The organism is Glutamicibacter sp. (genome assembly GCF_032154645.1).
GTDB lineage: Bacteria > Actinomycetota > Actinomycetes > Actinomycetales > Micrococcaceae > Glutamicibacter.
Genome location: NZ_JALDXV010000003.1, coordinates 43623 through 61944 on the forward strand (window position 1 = coordinate 43623; position 18322 = coordinate 61944).

Here is an 18322-nt window from a genome sequence, read left to right on the forward strand (position 1 = left end):
CGGTGCGGCGGAACCTCAAGATAGAAATCATCTTGGTGATGGCATTGTCGCTGGGGCAAAGCGCCGTGTATTCGCTGGTGAGCTTCGCCGATAAGGTGACACGCGGCCCGCTGGGTGAGCAGACCACCTCGATGAACACGCCCAAGAACACGCGGGAATACTTCGACCTTCTCTACCAGCTGTTGGACATCGGTTTTGCGCTGGTCCCCGTGTTACTGGCGCTGTACCTGATGAAACGAAGCACTGGCACGACCGCCGGGATGATTGGATTTGATCTGCGCCGGCCTGGCAGGGATTCATTGTTCGGTGCGGGATTGTTTCTTGCCATGGGTCTGGGAACACTCGGGGTCTACTCCGCAGGGCGGGCCCTGGGGATCACCACGGCGCTGTCTACGGCGAACCTCGGCGATTATTGGTGGAGCGTGCCGGTGCTGCTTCTATCGGCGGCACGGCATGCGGTAGTCGAAGAAGTCATCATGCTTGGCGTGTTCTTCACCTATGGCAGAAACCTAGGGGCGTCTGCGTGGAAGCTGATCATACTCTCGGCGCTGATCCGCGGCAGCTATCACCTGTATCAGGGTGTGGGACCGATGATCGGGAACATGATCATGGGCATCGTGTTCGGCTGGGTCTACCAGCGCTACGGGCGGGTGATGCCTTTGGTCATTGCGCATTTCCTGCTAGACGCTTTTGGTTTCGTAGGTTACCTGCTGCTTGGACCGGTAATTGGCATTGGCTCCTAGCCTTCACATACGCTGTGCCAATGAAAGTCATTGAACTTCCCGAATCCTATATAGAACACGCAGTTGACCTATGGAATCGCACGGGATTGACCCGGCCCTGGAACGATGCGGCGGCCGATGCTCGCCAAGCCCTGACGACGCCCACATCGACAATTTTGGCAATGATCGAGAACGAGCAACTAGTGGCGACTGCCATGGCGGGATTCGACGGCCATCGCGGCTGGCTGTATTACGTGGCGGTGGACCCGGAACAGCAGTCTCGAGGAATTGGACGGAAAATCGTTCAACAAGCCTCCGATTGGCTCAGGGACCATGGGGCAGTCAAGGTGCAGTTGATGGTCCGCAGTGAGAACGCCAAGGTGGTTGACTTCTATACTGCCCAGGGCTTTGAGGATGCCAATGTCGTGGTTTTGGGCAAGCGGCTCGTGCCCTAGGTGCCTCCAGATGCGGCCGATCCAAGCGTAACCGGATAGAGTTACTCCGGTATGGAATTGTCCAACCGGATGACTAGAGCCACTGAATGGTCCTAGACCGCAGCGAAAAGTACTGAAAGGTTCTTGTGTCGACAGCAGAGCTCTGGAGTAAGTCTCGCGCCTCCCTGGTACTCACGATAATCCTGATCTGCACCGAGGTCCTAGCTTTGCTGGTCCCAGTCGAAGTCGAGAACACCACCCGCGAGGGGATGAGCGTTGCCTCATCCTTCGGGCTGGTGTTTTGCGGCCTGATCATCTCTTCCTACAGTGCATGGGTCGCATCAAACTTCGCATCCGAGCATCTGGCGAAGGCGAATTCTGCTGTGCAGAGAATCGGCGCCATGATCAGGCTTGCGGCTCCCTCTCTCATCATTGGATTTGGCGCCTACTGCCTTGGATGGTTCACGGTGATGTATCGGGTGCGGCAGGTTTTCATTCCCGATCCGAAAATGTTTGCCCTCGCGGTGGTGATGCTGCTGGGGCTGATCTTCGGTGGACTCGGAATTGGTCTGCTACTGCATCGATGGATTGCGCTTCCGGTCAGCATCGTGCTTTTCGGAGGGCTCCAGTTGGCGGCGACCCTCCAGAAGTCGCCGATGATCTCCAACATGGCCGGCCTCGCCAGATGTTGTTCCACCGATTCCACGCCAAATCCTCAGGTGCTCTTGTCGGTGGGCATGTGTTATCTGGGGTGGTTTGTTGCCGGCGTCCTGACCCTCTGCCTCAAGGCTGGGGTGTTGAGGAGTTTCTCTACCATTGCGACGGCAACCTGCGGTGCGTTGGTGGTTGCGGGGCTATGGAGCATCGCCGCAGTGAACGGATTCAACGCAGGACAGCGTCAGGCTATCGATCTGACGGCCAACCTGAAATGTGTTGCGGCAGGCGCGGAACGTCAGCACAATTATTGTTTCTGGCCGCAGGAGGCCGAGCAGTGGGAGGCGCTGGGGGAGAACCTTGTGCGGGGCGTGCAGCAATTGGAGGATGCCAGCGGCATATCGCTGCCTCGAGTATTTACTACGAGCAAGGGGTATGCGGCTGCTACTGGGGGAGAGTACGTTCGGTTGTCTGAGCAGGGCAGTGTTGAATCTGTGCTGTGGGATCTGGCGATGCGTCAAATTAGTGAGCCGACTGACCAGTGCTTGGATTCATTGAAAATGATCGCAGACCCCTCGGGGAGTACTGAAGCGGAAATTGTTGATCAGATGCAGCGTCCGCAGCGCATGCTTGATCAGGCGCAATTGGTGCACCTTTGGTGGGCTTCCACTGCTGATGAAGGGTATCTGCTTCCAGAAGAAAAGCAGACCCTTGCCCAGCTCTGGGAGCTGCCCAAGCACGAACAACTGGCCTGGGTGCAGCAAGCCCGTGAAGGGGTCGAGACCTGCCGGGTAATCGATCTTCCCACGGTGAAAGATCCCTCCCGGCCCAAGGAAATTACCGGTTAACGACTCGAAGTAGGTGGGGACGCCGTTGTCCCCGCCTACTTCATGGTGCAGTGATGCAATTCTCCGCGGCGCAGCGCCTAGAGGACTACGGTACCCTTAGCCGTCTCGAAGGTGACAGACAAGATTCCGGGGGTGCCGTTCGGGGCCTGGTAGGTCGTGGTGACCCCGCCAAGATTCACATTCTCCGGCTGTCCCAACCATTCAAGTACGCGCTCACGCGAACCGGCAATCGAAATTTCGCTGATGGATCCCACCGGCTCAAGAGCCTTGGAAGGGTGCAGCTCTTCGGTGCCCTCATCCCAACGCAACAGGTAGGGCACCTGTGGATCGGCGATCAGGCCCTGAATGCCGATCTGCTGCCAGGTCAGTTCGCGGCCGTCCGGGAATTTGCGGTTTCCGGGGACTGCCTTGCGGCCCAACCGTTCTTCGGCGGCGCTCAGATCCTGCAGGGAAACGCACCAGCCCATCCAGCCGCCGCCGAGCTCGGAACGAGCTCGAACTGCCTGGCCGAAGGGAGCCTTGTCGCTCGCGGGATGGTTCAACACCTCGACAACTTCAAGGTACTGGTCGTTCTTCAGCGGGAAAATGACATTGCGAGTTCCAAACCGTGGATGCACGCCTCCCTTGACGAATTCCAAGCCCAGGGACTGGGAAATTCTCTCGGCGGTTTGCAGCAGCCCATCGGGTCCACATGCGTACGTAACGTGATCTAGCCTCATCATGTGCCCATCATGGCAATATTGTGATCCCAGTCTCTACTTAGGTTCACCTAAGGTGAATCCGCTGATCGAATACTCTGCGGTAAAACTGTGATCTTGAACTGAATATGACCGATTACGACTTTTATCCGCGGTGAGATTGCGCAATTATTCGATTTTCAGGCACACTGGTTACAGGTCATGAGTTCCAGTAACAAGCCCCGGCTTACTGGACGGCAACCCTCCAACCGCGGTGGGGTGCCCCGGGTGAAGACCTGGCCCACCATGCATACGGCATGTTGGACAAGCGCGGGTTACCCCTCTGGAAGCACCTAGACGTAGGTACTTCCTGCTGGTGTGCTTTTCAGTGGTGTACCCCCATAGTTACAAAACTTTTGGAGGCAATCATGAGCAACAACTGGTCTTTTGAAACCCGTCAGATCCACGCCGGTCAGGCACCGGATCCTGTCACCGGCGCACGAGCACTGCCGATCTACCAGACCACATCCTTCGTCTTCCCTTCGGCCGAAAGCGCTGCAGCACGCTTCGCGCTGCAGGAACTGGAACCGATCTACACCCGCATCGGCAATCCCACCGCCGACGCAGTGGAAACCCGGATCGCCGACCTTGAGGGCGGAGTCGGTGCACTGCTGCTCTCCTCGGGCCAGGCGGCAACCACCTTTGCGATCCTCAACGTTGCCGAGTCCGGCGACCACCTGGTGGCCAGCCCCAGCATTTACGGCGGCAGCCAAAACCTGCTCAAGCACACCCTGAAGAAGCTCGGCGTCGAGGTCACCTTCGTCGAGAACCCGGATGACCTGCAGAGCTGGCGCGACGCCGTGCGCCCGAACACCAAGGCCTTCTTTGCCGAGACCATCTCCAACCCGCGCCAAGATGTGTTGGACATTGAAAACGTTGCGGCCATTGCCCACGAGGCGGGCGTGCCGCTGCTGGTGGACAACACCCTAGCAAGCCCGTACCTGATCCGCCCGATCGAGTGGGGCGCGGACATCGTCATCCATTCGGCCACCAAGTTCCTCGGCGGCCACGGCAGCGCCATCGCAGGAGTGATCGTCGACTCGGGCAACTTCGACTTCGCCAAGGATCCGGAGCGCTTCCCGACCTTCAACACCCCGGACGAGTCCTACAACGGCCTGGTCTACGCCCGCGACCTCGGCGTGAACGGCATCCTCGGCGCCAACCTCGCCTACATCCTCAAGGCCCGCGTACAGCTGCTGCGCGACCTCGGGTCGGCGCCGGCTCCGTTCAACGCATTCCTCATTGCCCAGGGTCTTGAAACCCTGTCGCTGCGCATCGAACGCCACGTTGAGAACGCCACCAAGGTCGCCAACTGGCTCGAAGCCCACGCCGACGTGGACGCGGTTGCCTACGCTGGGCTGGAATCCTCGCCGTGGTTTGAGCGCGCCAAGAAGTACAGCCCCAAGGGCGCCGGTTCGATTATCGCGTTCGACGTGGCAGGCGGCGCGGAGGCGGGGCAGGCCTTTGTCTCTGCCCTGAAGCTGCATTCGCACGTGGCCAACCTCGGCGATGTGCGTTCGCTGGTGATCCACCCCGCCTCGACCACCCACGCGCAGCTGACCGAAGAGGAGCGCCTGGCGGCGGGTGTCCGCCCAGGCCTTGTGCGCCTGAGCGTCGGCCTGGAGAACATCGACGACATCCTTGCTGACCTGGAGCTTGGCTTCCAAGCGGTCGCAGCGCTGGAAACCAAGCAGCTGCAGGAATCGCGCTAAATATGACATCCATTGCGACTACCGAGGACACCGTGACTACCGAAGACACCCTGGGTACGGCGACGTTGACCGAGGGCGAGCACGGCGTATTGCGCCGTGCCGCCGTCGGCCCCTTCGACTTCGAGTTCGGCGGCCACCTGCCGCAGGTCGAGCTGGCCTATGAAACATGGGGCAGCCTGAATGCGCAGCGCAGCAACGCGGTGCTCGTGATGCACGCACTCACCGGCGACGCCCACGTTTCGCAGGGCGACTCGCAGACCGCCGGCTGGTGGGAGGACTTCGTCGGACCCGGGTTGACGGTGGACACCGACAAGTACTTCGTGGTGTCCATCAACATGGTCGGTGGTTGCAATGGATCCACCGGGCCCGCCACGCTGGACGAGACCGGGCGCCCCTGGGGTTCGCGGTTCCCCTTTGTCACGATCAAGGATTCGGTGCGCCTGGAGCAGCGTCTGGCGCAGCGCCTGGGCGTCGAGCGCTGGCATGCGGTGATCGGCGGGTCCATGGGAGGGGCGCGCGCCCTGGAATACGCGGTGCACTTCCCGCAGCAAGTGGCTAACCTCGTGGTGATGGCATCCACCGGACAATCCAGCGCCGAACAAATCGCGCTGGCACAGGTGCAGACCCAGGCCATCCGCATGGATCCGCACTTTGCCGGGGGCGACTACTACGCCAATCAGGTGCGCCCCGATCAAGGCTTGGGAATCGCCCGCAGGCTCGCCCACATCAGCTACCGCAGCGAGAGCGAACTGGAAACCCGCTTTGGCCGCAAGGCTCAGGCCGGAGAAGTCCCAGACGGAAAATTCGACGACCAGCGCGGCCGCTACCAGGTGGAAAGCTACCTTGACCACCAGGCGAGCAAACTGGTCAACCGCTTTGACGCAAATAGCTACGTGGTGTTGACTGAGGCGCTGATGAGCCACGACGTGGCCCGCGGGCACGAGTCCTTCGAGGCGGCGCTGGCACGCCTCGCCCCGGTCAATGTGGTGGTGGCGGCGGTGACCTCCGACCGCCTCTATTTCCCCGAGCAGTCGGTGCGGCTGGCCAATGCGCTGGTGCGCAGCAAACCGGTGCACTACATCCAGTCGCCGATCGGGCACGACGGCTTCCTGACGGATGCCAAACAGTTGGACCCTGTGCTTCGCACCCTGGTCTTCGAGGACTAGCGGCAGCACAACAGAAGAAACCAGCGGCACCAGTCATCGGTGTCAGCTGGTTTTTTCTTTGTGCGCCTCGTGCCGACGGCTAGTTGCTGCTGTCTCCGGCACCCAGCGAATCGTTTGCTGCGGTCTGCGCGAACGGGGTAGGGGTGGGACGCTTGGGGGTGATGCCATCACCCGAGGACTGATGGCGCAGCCGGCGCAGCACCCAGGGAGCTAGATGCTCGCGGGCCCACTGCAGGTCCTCGATGCGTGCCTCGCGCCAGGTGCGGGTGTCTTGAACCGCCTCGATCGTCGTATCCAGCGTGTGCGGTACATTCAGCGAATCCAGGGCCATGGCGGCGATGCGCTGGTGGCCCAGCGGGGAGAAGTGCAGGCGGTCGGCAGACCACATCTGCGGCTGGTGCAGGTCCCGCAGCGCCCACATATCCGCGACGACGGCGTCATAGCGCGAGGCCACGGTGCGCACGTTTTCGTTGTAGATCGCCACGCGGCCGCGGATGCTTCCCAGCACCGGGGTGTCGCGGATGTCGGGACCGGTAAACAGCAGGATGGTGGCTCCCGTATCGCTCAGCCGGCTGATGGTGCCGTCGAGCAGATCGGCGATCTTGTCCGGGTCCCCGCCCGGGCGCAGAACGTCGTTGCCGCCGGCGCAGATGGAAATCAAATCGGGCTTCAGCGCGACGGTGGCCTCAAGCTGTTCGTCGATGATCTGCTGAATCAGGCGGCCGCGGATCGCCAGGTTGGCATAGGCGAATTCGGGAACCTCGCGGCTGAGCTCCTGCGCCAATCGATCGGCCCACCCGCGGAATGCTCCGGGGCTGCTGGGATCGGGGTCCCCGACGCCTTCGCTGAAGGAATCGCCCATGGCGATGTAGCGGCGCCATGGATGCACCGTTGAATTGACTGGTTCAGGGTTTTCGCTGCGTGGGGAATTTGGCACAAATAATATTGTTACTCTCCAGTAGTGAAGTGTCAACGGTGGCTCCGGCCGGAGCGCACGGCGGCCCCGAGAACCTGAGACGCCCTCGACGGGCAGCTAATAGTTATTGCCGACGACCGCACGGGCGTCGTATTGTTATCGCGTTCTAGGAGCGAAAATACTGCGCCGCACGGTGAACACCGACCGGGGAAGGCGCAGGCACAGACGCGATATGGAGTGCAACGCTATGGCTGCGAATACAGGGTTTCGGCTGACTCCCATGCGGCCGCGCGATCCGCAGGAATCGGGGCGCACCGCCTCGACGCTGGAGCTCTTCTTCGACCTGGTGTTCGTGGTTGCGGTCAGCGCCGCGGCGACGAATCTGCACCACGCACTGAGCGAGGCGCACGTGCTGGACGGCATCGTGAACTACCTGATGGTGTTCTGGGGGATCTGGTGGGCCTGGATGAACTTTACGTGGTTCGCCACCTCCTTCGACACCGATGACTGGCTCTACCGAATCCTTACCATCTTTCAAATGGGCGGCGTGCTGGTGCTTGCCGCCGGCGTCGGCCCGGCATTCACCGAGGGAGATTTCACCGTGGTGGTGGCTGGCTATGTCATCATGCGCATCTCCATGGTGCTCCAATGGCTGCGCGCCTCCCGCCGGGCAGGCAGCGCGCGCCGAGCCACCCAGATTTACGCCATCGGCATCGCGGTGATTCAGGTGCTCTGGCTGATTCGCCTGGCCCTACCCACGCAGCTGAGCGTCGCCTCTTTCTTGATCCTCGCCCTGGCTGAACTGCTGGTGCCGGTGATTGCCGAGCGCACCGGAACTACGTCCTGGCACCCGCACCACATCACCGAACGCTACGGGCTGTTCACCCTGATCCTGCTCGGCGAGAGCCTGCTGGCATCCTCCAACGCCATCTTCGAAGCCCTTGACAGTGTTGATGATCTGGCGCCGCTGATCTCCATCGCCGCGTTGGCCTTGGCAGCCACCGCAGCACTGTGGTGGATCTACTTTTGGCCGCCGCACCACCGATCGATCGACGGCAGCCTGGGGCGCTCACTGGTTTACGGCTACGGCCACTACTTCATTTTCGCGGCGGCCGGTGCGTTCTCCGCCGGGATCGAGGTGGAGATCGACGTATTGACCGGCCACAGCGAACTGCATCAGCCCTGGGCCGCCTTTGCCTACACCCTTCCGCTGTCGGTGTTCGTGCTGGGAATCTGGGCACTGGCAATTCGTCCGGCTGCCGACCGCATAGTCAACGTGCTGCTCCCGAGCGCGGGGGTATTGGTGCTGATCGATCCGCTGATCCCGGTTCCCTTTGCGCTGACCGCCGTGGTACTGGCAGGCGCGGTGGCGGTGCTGGTTTGGCGCAGCCCCGTCGAGGACAAACAGCGGCAGGGCCCCACCGCCTGATGCTGCGCCTGAGCGCCTCCGGCGCAGGCTTGGGGGCCTGTGCGAATCGCGCGGTAACCTCAACAGTAGCTAGGCTGGGGGAACTATGACTACCAATGAATCGCAGCCGGTTGCGCTGATCTCAAAGAACGACGACTCCCGCCTTGGCACCCCGCTGCTGGTGTTCCTGCACGGATACGGCTCGAACGAACAAGACCTCATGGGCCTGTCCCAGTACCTGCCCGAAGAGTTCACCTATCTCTCCGTGCGCGCACCGCTACAGGCCGGTCCGGGATTCAGCTGGTTCCCGCTGTCCCAGGAAATCGACTACAGCATTGCATCGGTGGAAGACAGCGTGCGCTCGCTCTGGAGCTTCCTTGAGCCGCTGGCGGAGCAGCATTCGTCGCTGACCCTGCTCGGGTTCTCCCAGGGCATGGCGATGGCCACCTCGCTGGCCCGCTATCAGCGCGAGGCTGTCAGCGCGGTGGTCGGGCTGTCAGGGTTTGCCATCGAGGCGCCGGACTCGCAGCTGTTCAACGACAGCCTGCTGGAGACCGCGCCGCTGCCGCTGTTCTGGGGCCGGGACCTGGCCGACCCGGTGATCACCCAGGACAAGATCGCCTACACCCTTGGCTGGGCCCCGAAGCACACCGAGCTGCGCCACGAAACCTATCCGCAGATCGCCCACTCGGTGTGCATGGAGGAGATTCAGGATGTTGCGCAATTCCTGAACCAGGTGGTGCTGGGGAAGTAGCGCCTTAGGCGCGTGAAGCTACCTTCACGCATTCACCCTCAACGCAGACGATGTCGCCCGGGCGCACCTGGGCGCCGCGTCGGGTTTCCACTTCTCCGTTGAGGGTGACAATGCCATCGGCGATCAGCTCCTTGGCATGGATGCCGTCCTCCGCCAGATTGGCAAGCTTGAGCAGCTGGCCCAGGCGGATCGACTCGTCGCGGATTTCAAGATCAAAAGCATCGGTTGCACTCATGGAATCCATTGTTCCCTACCTGGGGACGCCCGAAGGCACGCAGCGGGGAAAAGAGCGGGGAAGTTCACGTGTTCTTTACGGGCGAGCACTTAGTGCCGCGGGCCTTGTGACGATACGCTTGAAGGGTATGTATTTTTCTACGGACCGCAACCAGCGGCCTCGTAAGTCCCATTGGAGTTGATATGGCGCCACAGTCCAAGCTTGATCAGGTCATTTCCCTCGCAAAGCGTCGCGGGTTCGTCTTCCAGGCCGGTGAAATTTACGGCGGTTCCCGCTCCGCATGGGACTACGGCCCCCTGGGCACCGAACTGAAGGAAAACATCAAGCGCGAATGGTGGCAGAACTTCGTGCGCGGCCGTGAAGACATGGTGGGCCTTGACTCATCCATCGTTTTGCCCAAGGCAGTCTGGGAAGCCTCCGGCCACGTGGCCACCTTCACCGACCCGCTGGTCGAATGCACCCAGTGCCACAAGCGCCACCGCCAGGACCACCTGATCGAGGCATTCGTGGCCAAGAAGGGCCGCGAGCCGCAGGACGGCATGAGCGAAATCGCCTGCCCAGACTGCGGCACCAAGGGCCAGTTCACCGAACCACAGCAGTTCTCCGGCCTGATGAAAACCTTCCTCGGCCCGGTGGACACCGAAGCCGGCCTGGCATTCCTGCGCCCGGAAACCGCGCAGGGCATCTTCGTGAACTTCGCCAACGTGCTCACCGCCAGCCGCAAGAAGCCGCCGTTCGGCATCGGCCAGATCGGCAAGTCCTTCCGTAACGAAATCACCCCGGGCAACTTCATCTTCCGCACCCGCGAGTTCGAACAGATGGAAATCGAGTACTTCACCGCGCCCGAGGACGCACCGAAGTTCTTCGATGAATGGGTCAAGGACTGCTGGAACTGGTTCATCGACCTGGGCATCAAGGAAGAGAACCTGCGCCAGTTCGACGTGCCGGAAGACGAGCGCGCCCACTACTCGGCGGGCACCATCGACTTCGAGTACCGCTTCGGCTTCCAGGGCTCGGAATGGGGCGAGCTCATGGGCGTCGCCAACCGCACCGACTACGACCTGTCATCCCACGCCAAGGCCTCGGGCGCGGAACTGTCCTACTTCAACCAGGCCAGCGGCGAACGCTACACCCCGTACGTAATCGAGCCTTCCTTCGGCCTGACCCGTTCGATGATGGCATTCCTGGTCGACGCCTACACCGAGGACGAGGCACCGAACACCAAGGGCGGCGTGGACAAGCGCACCGTGCTCAAGCTCGACCCACGCCTGGCACCGGTCAAGGCCGCCGTGCTTCCGCTCTCGCGCAACGAGAACCTTTCGCCGAAGGCCAAGGATCTTGCTAACGAGCTGCGCAAGCGCTGGAACATCGACTTCGACGACGCCGGAGCCATCGGCCGCCGCTACCGCCGCCAGGATGAGATCGGCACCCCGTTCTGCATCACCGTGGACTTCGACACCCTCGAAGACCAGGCGGTCACCATCCGCGAGCGCGACACCATGGCCCAGGAGCGCGTCTCCCTGGACCAGGTCACCGCCTACCTGTCCGAGCGTCTGAACGGAGCCTAGGTTCTTGATGAACGAATTGGCATTCCGCCCCTGGCGTTCGGGAGACGACCTGCAGCTGTTGCAGATCTTCGGCGACCCGCGCTCGCCGCAGGCCCACCAGGACCGCACCATGCTGCGCGAGAATTCGGATGCGCCGTTTTCCCGTACGCTGGTGGCCACCGTTGACTCGGTGGCCATCGGGGCCGGCGTGGTCTTCGCCTCCTCGCTGCACCCGCAGCGCTTGTGGCTCTACGTCGAGGTGGCCCCGGACCAGCGCCGCAACGGCGTGGGCACCGCACTGGTGCAGCAGCTGCGCGCGCAGATCCCCGCCTCCCAGGTAGGCGAGCTCAAGGCACGCTACACCGTGACGGCGGGCGACGATGCGCAGGCGGCCGCCAGTTTCGCCGCGTCTTTGGGGCTGGGGCAGATCCAGGTGTCGCGCGATGTCATCATCGAGCCAGGCGCCCTAGCAGAACCGGTCTTCGACACCAACGACCGCGTCATCGAGGACCTGGCCACCGGCAGCGTCGAGCTGACCAGACTGGTCATGGACTTCTACAACGCGGTGCATGCAGGTTGGGACCCGGCGGCGATGACCGTCGGCTCGGCGCAGAAGATGCTGTTGGATGAAAACACCGGCGCCCAGGGTGCCCTGGTCCTGCGCGACAAGCCGAAATCGGAGGGAGGCGTGCCGCTGGCCTTCGCCATCAGCTACATTCCGGCGCGTGAGAATGCACCGACCGATGTCTTGGTGGGCTACAACCCGGCATTCACCGATGACGAGGTGGCGGAGGCCATCCGCGACATGGTGGCCATGCTGGTCTACCAATACCCGGTGAAGCTCGAGGTCGATTCCTCGATGTTCGTGCTGTCATCGCTGGTCGATGCGCTGGCCAGTGTTGAGCAGGCGACCGTCATTTCGACCACCCATATTGTGGCTTCCGACGCCTAGCCTCGAAGCCTGAACGTCACGGGATCCCCGCGCGGGGGTCCCGTGACGTCGTTAAGTCACCTGTTAACCGGTTGTTTGCCTTGCTGACCTAGGCTGAAACTCATGGAAAAACAGCATTCACCTGCCAAGGCATTGGAAGTCTTCAGGGTGTTTCTCAAACTCGGCGTGACCTCTTTTGGCGGTCCCATCGCCCACCTTAGCTATTTCCGCGATGAAGCGGTGCAGCGACGCCGCTGGTTGAATGATCAGCAGTACGCAGATCTGGTGGCGCTGTGCCAGTTTCTTCCCGGCCCTGCCTCTAGCCAGGTGGGTTTCGGCATCGGACTGTACCGTGCCGGCCTGCGCGGTGCGATCGCCGCCTTCCTCGGTTTTACCCTGCCTTCGGCGGTGCTCATGGTGCTCTTCGCCTATGGAGCCTCGGCATTTTCCGGCACCATGGGCCAGGGAATGCTCCAGGGCCTGAAGATTGTCGCCGTCGCCGTGGTGGCCCAGGCGGTGCTTGGCATGGCCAAGACACTGACCCCCGACGCCCGGCGCGCGAGCATTGCCGCCGCGGCGGCGGTGGCGGTGCTGCTGATCGCGGGAACCATTGGGCAGGTGCTCGCGATCCTCTTCGGCGCAATTGCCGGATATTTCTGGTGTCGCGATTCCCAGACAGCTGCGACACCGGGACTGAGCTTTCCGGTGGGCAAGAAGTTCGGCATTGGATGCCTGACGGCCTTTGCGCTGCTGCTCTTCGGACTGCCGATCCTTGCTGCGGTGGGAAACTTTGCCTACCTTGAATTTTTCGATGCGTTCTATCGCTCCGGATCACTGGTCTTTGGCGGCGGACATGTGGTGCTGCCGCTGCTGCAAAGCGCAGTCGTTGAGCCAGGCTGGGTCACCGATCAGCAGTTCCTTGCCGGCTATGGTGCCGCGCAGGCAGTTCCGGGACCGTTGTTCACCTTCGCCGCCTATCTGGGCGCCGTCTCAACCGGCGGTGCTGGCTCAGTACTCGGGGCGGCGATCGCGCTGATCGGGATTTTCCTGCCGGGGTTCCTGTTGCTGCTGGGGGTGCTGCCCTTTTGGAATTCGCTAAGTAAGCGCCCCGCTGCGCAGGCTGTCATGCGTGGTGCCGGTGCTGCAGTGGTCGGCATCTTGGCGTCCGCCCTGTACAGCCCGGTCTTTACCAGCGCGATTCTTGGACCCAAGGAGTTTGCCCTGGCCTTGGTGTGCTTTGTGCTGCTGATTTCGTGGAAGCTGCCGCCATGGATCGTGGTGGTAGTCGGCGCCCTCGGGGGAGTGGGACTGGCATTTATCGGGTGATCCCGTCGGCAGAAGGCACGAAATCATTCAGCGAGGCAGCAGGATGAGGTAGGTGCGGGCCTGCTTGATCTTGGCGGTCTTCGCAGCGCTGGAAAAGGTGAATACGTGGCTGAAGTGCAAGCGTCCACAGCCCGTATCCAAAAAGCCATCGCAGGAAGCGAAACGACCATGGGTGATGATCGATGTCACTTCGAGTGCGGTGCCGGTGCTGCCCGGGAATGACGGAGCAGCCGTGATGACTTCTCTCGACGCCTCGGGTCCGATAACTGTCCACCGGGTGTCATCTGACAACCAGGTATTTATTTGATCGGTGTCCCGTTGTGCCCAGCCGACGGTGAAATCTGTGACGATGGTGGTTCTCGGCGCGTTTCCACAATCGGTGGGAAGAACGATGTTCATCTGCTTGCCCTGCTGTCGAATCCCGCGGCGGTCGATCTTCTGCCGTTTCGCTGAATGCGACCAATTAGGATGTAGGTTTCTTGCGGTGACACGGCTCAATCGATCCGATAGGACAACGATACTACCGGCACGGATTTCCCATATGGCCTCCGGTGGCTGCCCTGCTGCTGAAGCTAGGACAGACACCGGAAACAGAAACCGTGGCTAGCGCCATCCGATGGCCGGAGCCACGTGGGACATGAACGCTTCGAGTACATGGGCGTTGTAGTCGACGCCCAACTGCGTCGGCAAAGTCAGCAGGAGCGTGTCCGCCGCCTGCAGTGCTTCGTCCTTCGCAAGCTGTTCAATCAGCGCATCCGGCTCGTCGGCGTAGGAACGACCGAAGACTGCACGCGTGCGCTCGTCGATATTGCCGAACTGATCGCCGCGCTCGCCGCTGCCAAGGAAGTAACGGCGGTCTTCATCATTGGTAATGGTGAAAATCGATCGCGATATCGACACGCGGGGAGTGAAGCCGTGTTCATGCTGCGCCCACTGTTCACGGTAGGCCTCGATCTGCTTGCGCTGCTGAACGTGGAACGGCTCGCCGGTTTCGTCGTTCTTCAGTGTTGAAGACATCAGATTCATGCCGTGATCGGCGGCCCAGCGGGCAGTTGAATCTGATCCCGCACCCCACCAGATGCGTTCATGCAGGCCCGGAGAATGCGGCTCGATGCGCAGGAGTCCTGGAGGATTCGGAAACATCGGCCGTGGATTTGGCTGGGCGAACTTCTTGCCTTCAATGGCGGTGAGGAACTCGAGGGTATGGCGTCGGGCCATGTCCGCATCGTTTTCTCCTTCGGCGGGCTCAAACCCGAAGTACTTCCAACCATCAATCACCTGTTCGGGTGAACCACGGGAGACGCCAAGCTGAAGCCGTCCCTGGGAAATCAGATCGGCGGCTGCAATGTCTTCGGCGAAGCCCAGGGGGTTGGAGTAGCGCATGTCCACCACTCCGGTGCCGATCTCGATGCTCTTGGTGCGAGCACCTACTGCGGCAAGGAGCGGGGCAGGGGTGCCCAGCTGCTGGGCAAAATGGTGTACACGGAAGTAGGCACCGTCGGCACCGATGTCCTCGGCGGCAACCGCAAGGTCAATCGACTGCAGCAACGAGTCGCTGCCGGAACGAACCTGCGAATCCGGGTGGTCCATCCAATGTCCAAAGGACAAAAATCCAATTTTCTTCGGCATGCCAGTGTCAACCTCGTCAGTAATGAAGTTATTCCAACTATTGAAGGACGGTGCCGCTTCGTATAGCGCCTGCTAAAGCACGTAACTGGCGATCAGTTGCGACAAAGCGCGGATGTCTACCTGGCCCTTGAATTCAAGTCGGACTTTACCGAGCCCGCTGAACCACATGTCTAGTTCTGCATCAAGGTCAAAGGTGCCAGCAGTTTCTACGGAAAACGACTGAATTTTTGAATACGGCAAGGACGTGTAATCACGTTTCTTTCCGGTAATGCCTTGGACATTTACTGCGATCAATCGTTTGCTGGTGAAAACCACATAATCTCGTGAACCCTTAAAAGCCGCGTGCAGTTCCTCTCCTTGCAGCAGCAGAGGCGTAACTTCGGGAGCTATCTGCGCAACATCATGGGGACCGAGTTTGAAGACGGATGAATTATTAAAATCAATCATGATTTGATTCTAGGCAATTTCCCGGACGGTATGAGGCATGGAAAAACGGCTCTGATTTGGAGTGAGAGAAGATTGTCTTCTCGCTCGACTCGTTGAGTATTTGACGCCTGTCTAGAAGCAGTTGAGCCAGGTATTCCAACTGGCCAATGTCGGAAGCAACTGAAATCTGGTCTTCACTTCGCCATGAATGGCCACGCATCGAAGCCGAAGCGCGACGTCAAACAGCTGATGTGCAAATCTTGCACTATGGGCGCAGGCAGGTTGAGCAAGATCTCATCCTCCGATTTGCCGGTATGAGCGATAATAGATAGGTGACGATCCTGACTGATGCGCAAAAAGACACGCCGACCCTCAAGCTGCCGCCGCTGCAGTTGGGCAACTTGACCATTGAAACTCCCGTGGTCCTTGCCCCTATGGCCGGCGTGACTAACCGTGCCTTCCGTCGGTTGTGCCGTGAATACGGCGGCGGACTGTTTGTGACCGAAATGGTCACCGCCCGCGCACTGGTGGAACGCAACCCGGAATCCATGCGCATCATCTCCCACGACCCGGATGAAGAGATCCGCTCCATCCAGATCTACGGAGTGGACCCTGCCACAGTGCGCGCAGCCGTGCGCTTGGTTGTCGAAGAAGACCGCGCAGACCACATCGATTTGAACTTCGGCTGCCCGGTGCCCAAAGTGACCCGCAAGGGCGGCGGTTCGGCCTTGCCATGGAAGACCGACCTATTTACCGGCATCGTTGCAGCAGCCACCGAAGAAGCCGCCAAGGGTGATGTCCCGCTGACGGTGAAGGTCCGTACCGGCATCGACAAAGACCACATGACCTACATTGATTCGGCGAAGATCGCCCGTGACCACGGCGCCGCTGCGGTGACCCTGCACGCGCGCACCGCAGGCCAGTACTATGCAGGCCACTCCGATTGGTCTGCAATCACTACCCTGCGTGAAGCGGTAGATGACATCCCGATCCTGGGCAACGGAGATATCTTCAGCGCCGAGGGCGCCATTGAAATGGTCGAGCAGACAGGTGCCGCAGGTGTCATGATCGGCCGCGGCTGCCAGGGTCGCCCATGGATCTTCGGCGACCTGCAGGCGGCATTCGAAGGCCGTGAAGATCGTTTTCGTCCAGGTGTGCGAAAGGTAGCAGAAACCGTGTACCGCCACGGCGAACTTTTGGCCGAATTCTTTGAGGACGAAGGCAAGGGCATGCGCGATATCCGCAAGCACATCGCCTGGTACTTCAAGGGCTATCCGGTGGGCGGCGAGATCCGTTCGCAGCTGGCCCAGGTGCCGTCCCTTGAACGCCTACGAGAACTGCTCAACGAACTCGATCTGGACCTGCCATACCCCGGTATCGGTGCGGAAGGCACCCGCGGGCGTGCAGGCCACCCTAAAAAGACCCACGTTCCTGATGGCTGGCTGGACACCCGCACCATGACCGAGGCGCACCGAGAAATGATCAAGGCGGCCGAACTGGACATCTCCGGAGGCTAGGCGGAAGAACAGCACCGCTACGCCTACGGTGGATAACTGAAGCGGAACGCTAATTAGTTACTAGACTTGGAGCTATGACTCAGATCCCCGGATATACCGATGCCGATGCGGAACGCTGGGTGCCCGAGCCGGCCAAGAAGTCGTACCGCACAGCATTCGAGCGCGACCGCGCGCGCGTGCTGCATTCCTCCGCGCTGCGCCGGCTCAGCGCCAAGACGCAGGTAGTCGCCCCCTATCAAAACGACTTCATGCGCAATCGGTTGACCCATTCGTTGGAAGTTGCACAGGTGGGCCGCGAACTTGGCGCCGCTCTGGGCTGTGATCCGGACGTGGTAGACACGGCCTGTTTGGCCCATGATCTGGGGCACCCTCCCTTTGGCCATAACGGCGAAAAGGCCCTGAACAAGCTGGCGGCGGATATCGGCGGCTTCGAGGGCAATGCGCAGACCCTGCGCCTGCTGACCCGGCTTGAAACCAAGACCTTCAGGCACAACGGACATTCGGCAGGTCTGAACCTTTCACGTGCCTCGTTGGATGCAGCCTGCAAATACCCGTGGCTGCGCGCCGAGGCGCCAGAGATCAATGGCAAGAAAAGCCGCAAATTCGGCGTCTACGCCGACGACCTGCCGGTTTTCGAATGGTTGCGCGCGGTGCCGGAAGCCCAGCCCGGGGTGGTCTGCATGGAAGGCCAGGTCATGGATCTGGCAGACGACATTTCTTATTCGGTCCACGACGTCGAGGATGCGATCGTCGGCGGCACGCTGCAGTTGCGCTGGCTCAAGCAGGACACCCAGCGGGACCGTGCCCTGCAGGTCACCCGAGACTGGTATCTTCCGAATACTGCGGAAGAAGACATCGACGCGGCGTTGCGTCGGCTGGAAGCAAGCCAGGAGTGGGTAGCCCACTTTGACGGGTCGCGGCGCTCCATGTCGGCGCTGAAGGACATGACCAGCCAATTCATCGGCCGCTTCGCTGCAGCAGCAATGGACGCCACGCGTTCCCGATACGGCACCGAGCACCTGACCCGTTATAACGCAACGCTGATCGTGCCGGAGGAAACCGAGCATGAAATCGCCGTCATGAAGGGGATCGCCGCCAGCTACGTGATGACCTCCGCAGGACGCCAGCCGCTGTATGAAGACCAGAGAACGCTGCTGACCGAACTGGTGGGGTTGCTCTTTGAAACGGGCAGGGAAAATCTTGAACCCATTTTCGCTGCCGACTGGGAGGACGCGGCAGACTCCAACGCCCAGCTGCGCGTGGTGATCGACCAGGTCGCCTCGCTGACCGACGTTTCAGCCATTGAATGGCACTCTTATCTGGTCAAGGGCGAGACCCCAGACATCAAGCTGTTTTAGAA

The 18322-nt window shown here is 61.0% G+C and carries 18 protein-coding genes and 1 riboswitch; of the genes, 12 read left to right on the plus strand and 6 right to left on the minus strand.

What is annotated here, in order from left to right; all coding sequences use genetic code 11:
• The first annotated feature begins 38 nt into the window (after positions 1-38).
• The 3 genes from RUH64_RS04025 (at position 39) to RUH64_RS04035 (ending at position 2658) form a co-directional block, all read left to right on the plus strand.
• A complete protein-coding gene (locus RUH64_RS04025; RefSeq protein ID WP_313811824.1) occupies positions 39-743 on the plus strand; it encodes a CPBP family intramembrane glutamic endopeptidase in 705 nt (234 codons plus the stop codon).
• Positions 744-763: 20 nt separating this feature from the next.
• Complete coding sequence (locus RUH64_RS04030) at positions 764-1177, plus strand: GNAT family acetyltransferase (protein ID WP_313811500.1); 414 nt, start codon at positions 764-766, stop codon at positions 1175-1177.
• Between the two features lie 125 nt (positions 1178-1302).
• Positions 1303-2658, plus strand: coding sequence for a hypothetical protein (locus RUH64_RS04035; protein WP_313811502.1), 1356 nt, complete (start codon positions 1303-1305; stop codon positions 2656-2658).
• Between the two features lie 77 nt (positions 2659-2735).
• Here RUH64_RS04035 and RUH64_RS04040 read toward each other — a convergent pair whose 3' ends face one another.
• Complete coding sequence (locus tag RUH64_RS04040) at positions 2736-3380, minus strand: VOC family protein (protein WP_313811503.1); 645 nt, start codon at positions 3378-3380, stop codon at positions 2736-2738.
• Positions 3381-3553: 173 nt separating this feature from the next.
• Positions 3554-3672: riboswitch (SAM riboswitch) on the plus strand.
• A gap of 91 nt (positions 3673-3763) precedes the next feature.
• On the opposite strand from RUH64_RS04040, the gene RUH64_RS04045 reads away from it, so the two are divergent.
• Both RUH64_RS04045 and RUH64_RS04050 read left to right on the plus strand, forming a co-directional pair.
• Positions 3764-5107 carry a bifunctional o-acetylhomoserine/o-acetylserine sulfhydrylase gene (locus tag RUH64_RS04045; protein ID WP_313811504.1) on the plus strand — a complete coding sequence of 448 codons (1344 nt, stop codon included), beginning with the start codon at positions 3764-3766 and terminating at the stop codon, positions 5105-5107.
• Positions 5108-5109: 2 nt separating this feature from the next.
• Positions 5110-6273 (plus strand): homoserine O-acetyltransferase, encoded by a 1164-nt coding sequence (locus RUH64_RS04050; protein WP_313811506.1) that lies wholly within the window; start codon positions 5110-5112, stop codon positions 6271-6273.
• 79 nt (positions 6274-6352) lie between these two features.
• Here the strand turns inward: RUH64_RS04050 and RUH64_RS04055 are convergent, their stop codons facing one another.
• Entirely contained in the window at positions 6353-7135 is a 783-nt protein-coding gene (locus RUH64_RS04055; protein ID WP_313811825.1) for an SGNH/GDSL hydrolase family protein, read from the minus strand.
• Between the two features lie 301 nt (positions 7136-7436).
• Between RUH64_RS04055 and RUH64_RS04060 the strand changes: the two genes are divergently transcribed.
• Complete coding sequence (locus RUH64_RS04060; RefSeq protein WP_313811507.1) at positions 7437-8618, plus strand: low temperature requirement protein A; 1182 nt, start codon at positions 7437-7439, stop codon at positions 8616-8618.
• A gap of 85 nt (positions 8619-8703) precedes the next feature.
• Positions 8704-9351 carry a phospholipase gene (locus RUH64_RS04065; protein ID WP_313811508.1) on the plus strand — a complete coding sequence of 216 codons (648 nt, stop codon included), beginning with the start codon at positions 8704-8706 and terminating at the stop codon, positions 9349-9351.
• 4 nt (positions 9352-9355) lie between these two features.
• Here the strand turns inward: RUH64_RS04065 and RUH64_RS04070 are convergent, their stop codons facing one another.
• A complete protein-coding gene (locus tag RUH64_RS04070) occupies positions 9356-9586 on the minus strand; it encodes an RNA-binding S4 domain-containing protein (RefSeq protein ID WP_313811509.1) in 231 nt (76 codons plus the stop codon).
• Positions 9587-9768: 182 nt separating this feature from the next.
• Here RUH64_RS04070 and RUH64_RS04075 point away from each other — a divergent pair, with 182 nt between their 5' ends.
• From RUH64_RS04075 to chrA, 3 genes are all read left to right on the plus strand, one after another.
• Positions 9769-11154, plus strand: coding sequence for a glycine--tRNA ligase (locus tag RUH64_RS04075; RefSeq protein WP_141365352.1), 1386 nt, complete (start codon positions 9769-9771; stop codon positions 11152-11154).
• A gap of 7 nt (positions 11155-11161) precedes the next feature.
• Positions 11162-12085 carry a GNAT family N-acetyltransferase gene (locus RUH64_RS04080; protein WP_313811510.1) on the plus strand — a complete coding sequence of 308 codons (924 nt, stop codon included), beginning with the start codon at positions 11162-11164 and terminating at the stop codon, positions 12083-12085.
• Between the two features lie 102 nt (positions 12086-12187).
• Positions 12188-13390, plus strand: a complete 1203-nt coding sequence (gene chrA / locus RUH64_RS04085; RefSeq protein WP_313811511.1) for a chromate efflux transporter — start codon at positions 12188-12190, stop codon at positions 13388-13390.
• A 27-nt stretch (positions 13391-13417) separates the two neighbouring features.
• Here the strand turns inward: chrA and RUH64_RS04090 are convergent, their stop codons facing one another.
• From RUH64_RS04090 to RUH64_RS04100, 3 genes are all read right to left on the minus strand, one after another.
• Positions 13418-13789, minus strand: a complete 372-nt coding sequence (locus RUH64_RS04090) for a hypothetical protein (RefSeq protein ID WP_313811512.1) — start codon at positions 13787-13789, stop codon at positions 13418-13420.
• A gap of 204 nt (positions 13790-13993) precedes the next feature.
• Positions 13994-15019 carry an LLM class flavin-dependent oxidoreductase gene (locus RUH64_RS04095; protein WP_313811513.1) on the minus strand — a complete coding sequence of 342 codons (1026 nt, stop codon included), beginning with the start codon at positions 15017-15019 and terminating at the stop codon, positions 13994-13996.
• A gap of 72 nt (positions 15020-15091) precedes the next feature.
• Positions 15092-15466 carry a PH domain-containing protein gene (locus RUH64_RS04100; protein WP_313811514.1) on the minus strand — a complete coding sequence of 125 codons (375 nt, stop codon included), beginning with the start codon at positions 15464-15466 and terminating at the stop codon, positions 15092-15094.
• Positions 15467-15783: 317 nt separating this feature from the next.
• Between RUH64_RS04100 and dusB the strand changes: the two genes are divergently transcribed.
• A complete protein-coding gene (gene dusB, locus RUH64_RS04105; RefSeq protein WP_396275986.1) occupies positions 15784-16962 on the plus strand; it encodes a tRNA dihydrouridine synthase DusB in 1179 nt (392 codons plus the stop codon).
• Positions 16963-17036: 74 nt separating this feature from the next.
• Positions 17037-18320, plus strand: a complete 1284-nt coding sequence (locus RUH64_RS04110) for a deoxyguanosinetriphosphate triphosphohydrolase (protein WP_313811516.1) — start codon at positions 17037-17039, stop codon at positions 18318-18320.
• The last annotated feature ends 2 nt before the right edge of the window (positions 18321-18322 follow it).

Excerpts from the sequence above, each read along its gene's own strand:
- RUH64_RS04100 (WP_313811514.1), bottom strand. The coding sequence starts at position 15,466 with ATGATTGATTTTAATAATTCATCCGTCTTCAAACTCGGTCCCCATGAT.
- RUH64_RS04080 (WP_313811510.1), top strand. The coding sequence starts at position 11,162 with ATGAACGAATTGGCATTCCGCCCCTGGCGTTCGGGAGACGACCTGCAG.
- RUH64_RS04045 (WP_313811504.1), top strand. The coding sequence starts at position 3,764 with ATGAGCAACAACTGGTCTTTTGAAACCCGTCAGATCCACGCCGGTCAG.
- RUH64_RS04050 (WP_313811506.1), top strand. The coding sequence starts at position 5,110 with ATGACATCCATTGCGACTACCGAGGACACCGTGACTACCGAAGACACC.
- RUH64_RS04030 (WP_313811500.1), top strand. The coding sequence starts at position 764 with ATGAAAGTCATTGAACTTCCCGAATCCTATATAGAACACGCAGTTGAC.
- RUH64_RS04055 (WP_313811825.1), bottom strand. The coding sequence starts at position 7,135 with ATGGGCGATTCCTTCAGCGAAGGCGTCGGGGACCCCGATCCCAGCAGC.
- RUH64_RS04110 (WP_313811516.1), top strand. The coding sequence starts at position 17,037 with ATGACTCAGATCCCCGGATATACCGATGCCGATGCGGAACGCTGGGTG.
- RUH64_RS04070 (WP_313811509.1), bottom strand. The coding sequence starts at position 9,586 with ATGAGTGCAACCGATGCTTTTGATCTTGAAATCCGCGACGAGTCGATC.
- RUH64_RS04090 (WP_313811512.1), bottom strand. The coding sequence starts at position 13,789 with ATGAACATCGTTCTTCCCACCGATTGTGGAAACGCGCCGAGAACCACC.
- RUH64_RS04075 (WP_141365352.1), top strand. The coding sequence starts at position 9,769 with ATGGCGCCACAGTCCAAGCTTGATCAGGTCATTTCCCTCGCAAAGCGT.
- RUH64_RS04095 (WP_313811513.1), bottom strand. The coding sequence starts at position 15,019 with ATGCCGAAGAAAATTGGATTTTTGTCCTTTGGACATTGGATGGACCAC.
- RUH64_RS04065 (WP_313811508.1), top strand. The coding sequence starts at position 8,704 with ATGACTACCAATGAATCGCAGCCGGTTGCGCTGATCTCAAAGAACGAC.
- RUH64_RS04025 (WP_313811824.1), top strand. The coding sequence starts at position 39 with ATGGCATTGTCGCTGGGGCAAAGCGCCGTGTATTCGCTGGTGAGCTTC.
- chrA (WP_313811511.1), top strand. The coding sequence starts at position 12,188 with ATGGAAAAACAGCATTCACCTGCCAAGGCATTGGAAGTCTTCAGGGTG.
- RUH64_RS04060 (WP_313811507.1), top strand. The coding sequence starts at position 7,437 with ATGGCTGCGAATACAGGGTTTCGGCTGACTCCCATGCGGCCGCGCGAT.
- RUH64_RS04040 (WP_313811503.1), bottom strand. The coding sequence starts at position 3,380 with ATGATGAGGCTAGATCACGTTACGTACGCATGTGGACCCGATGGGCTG.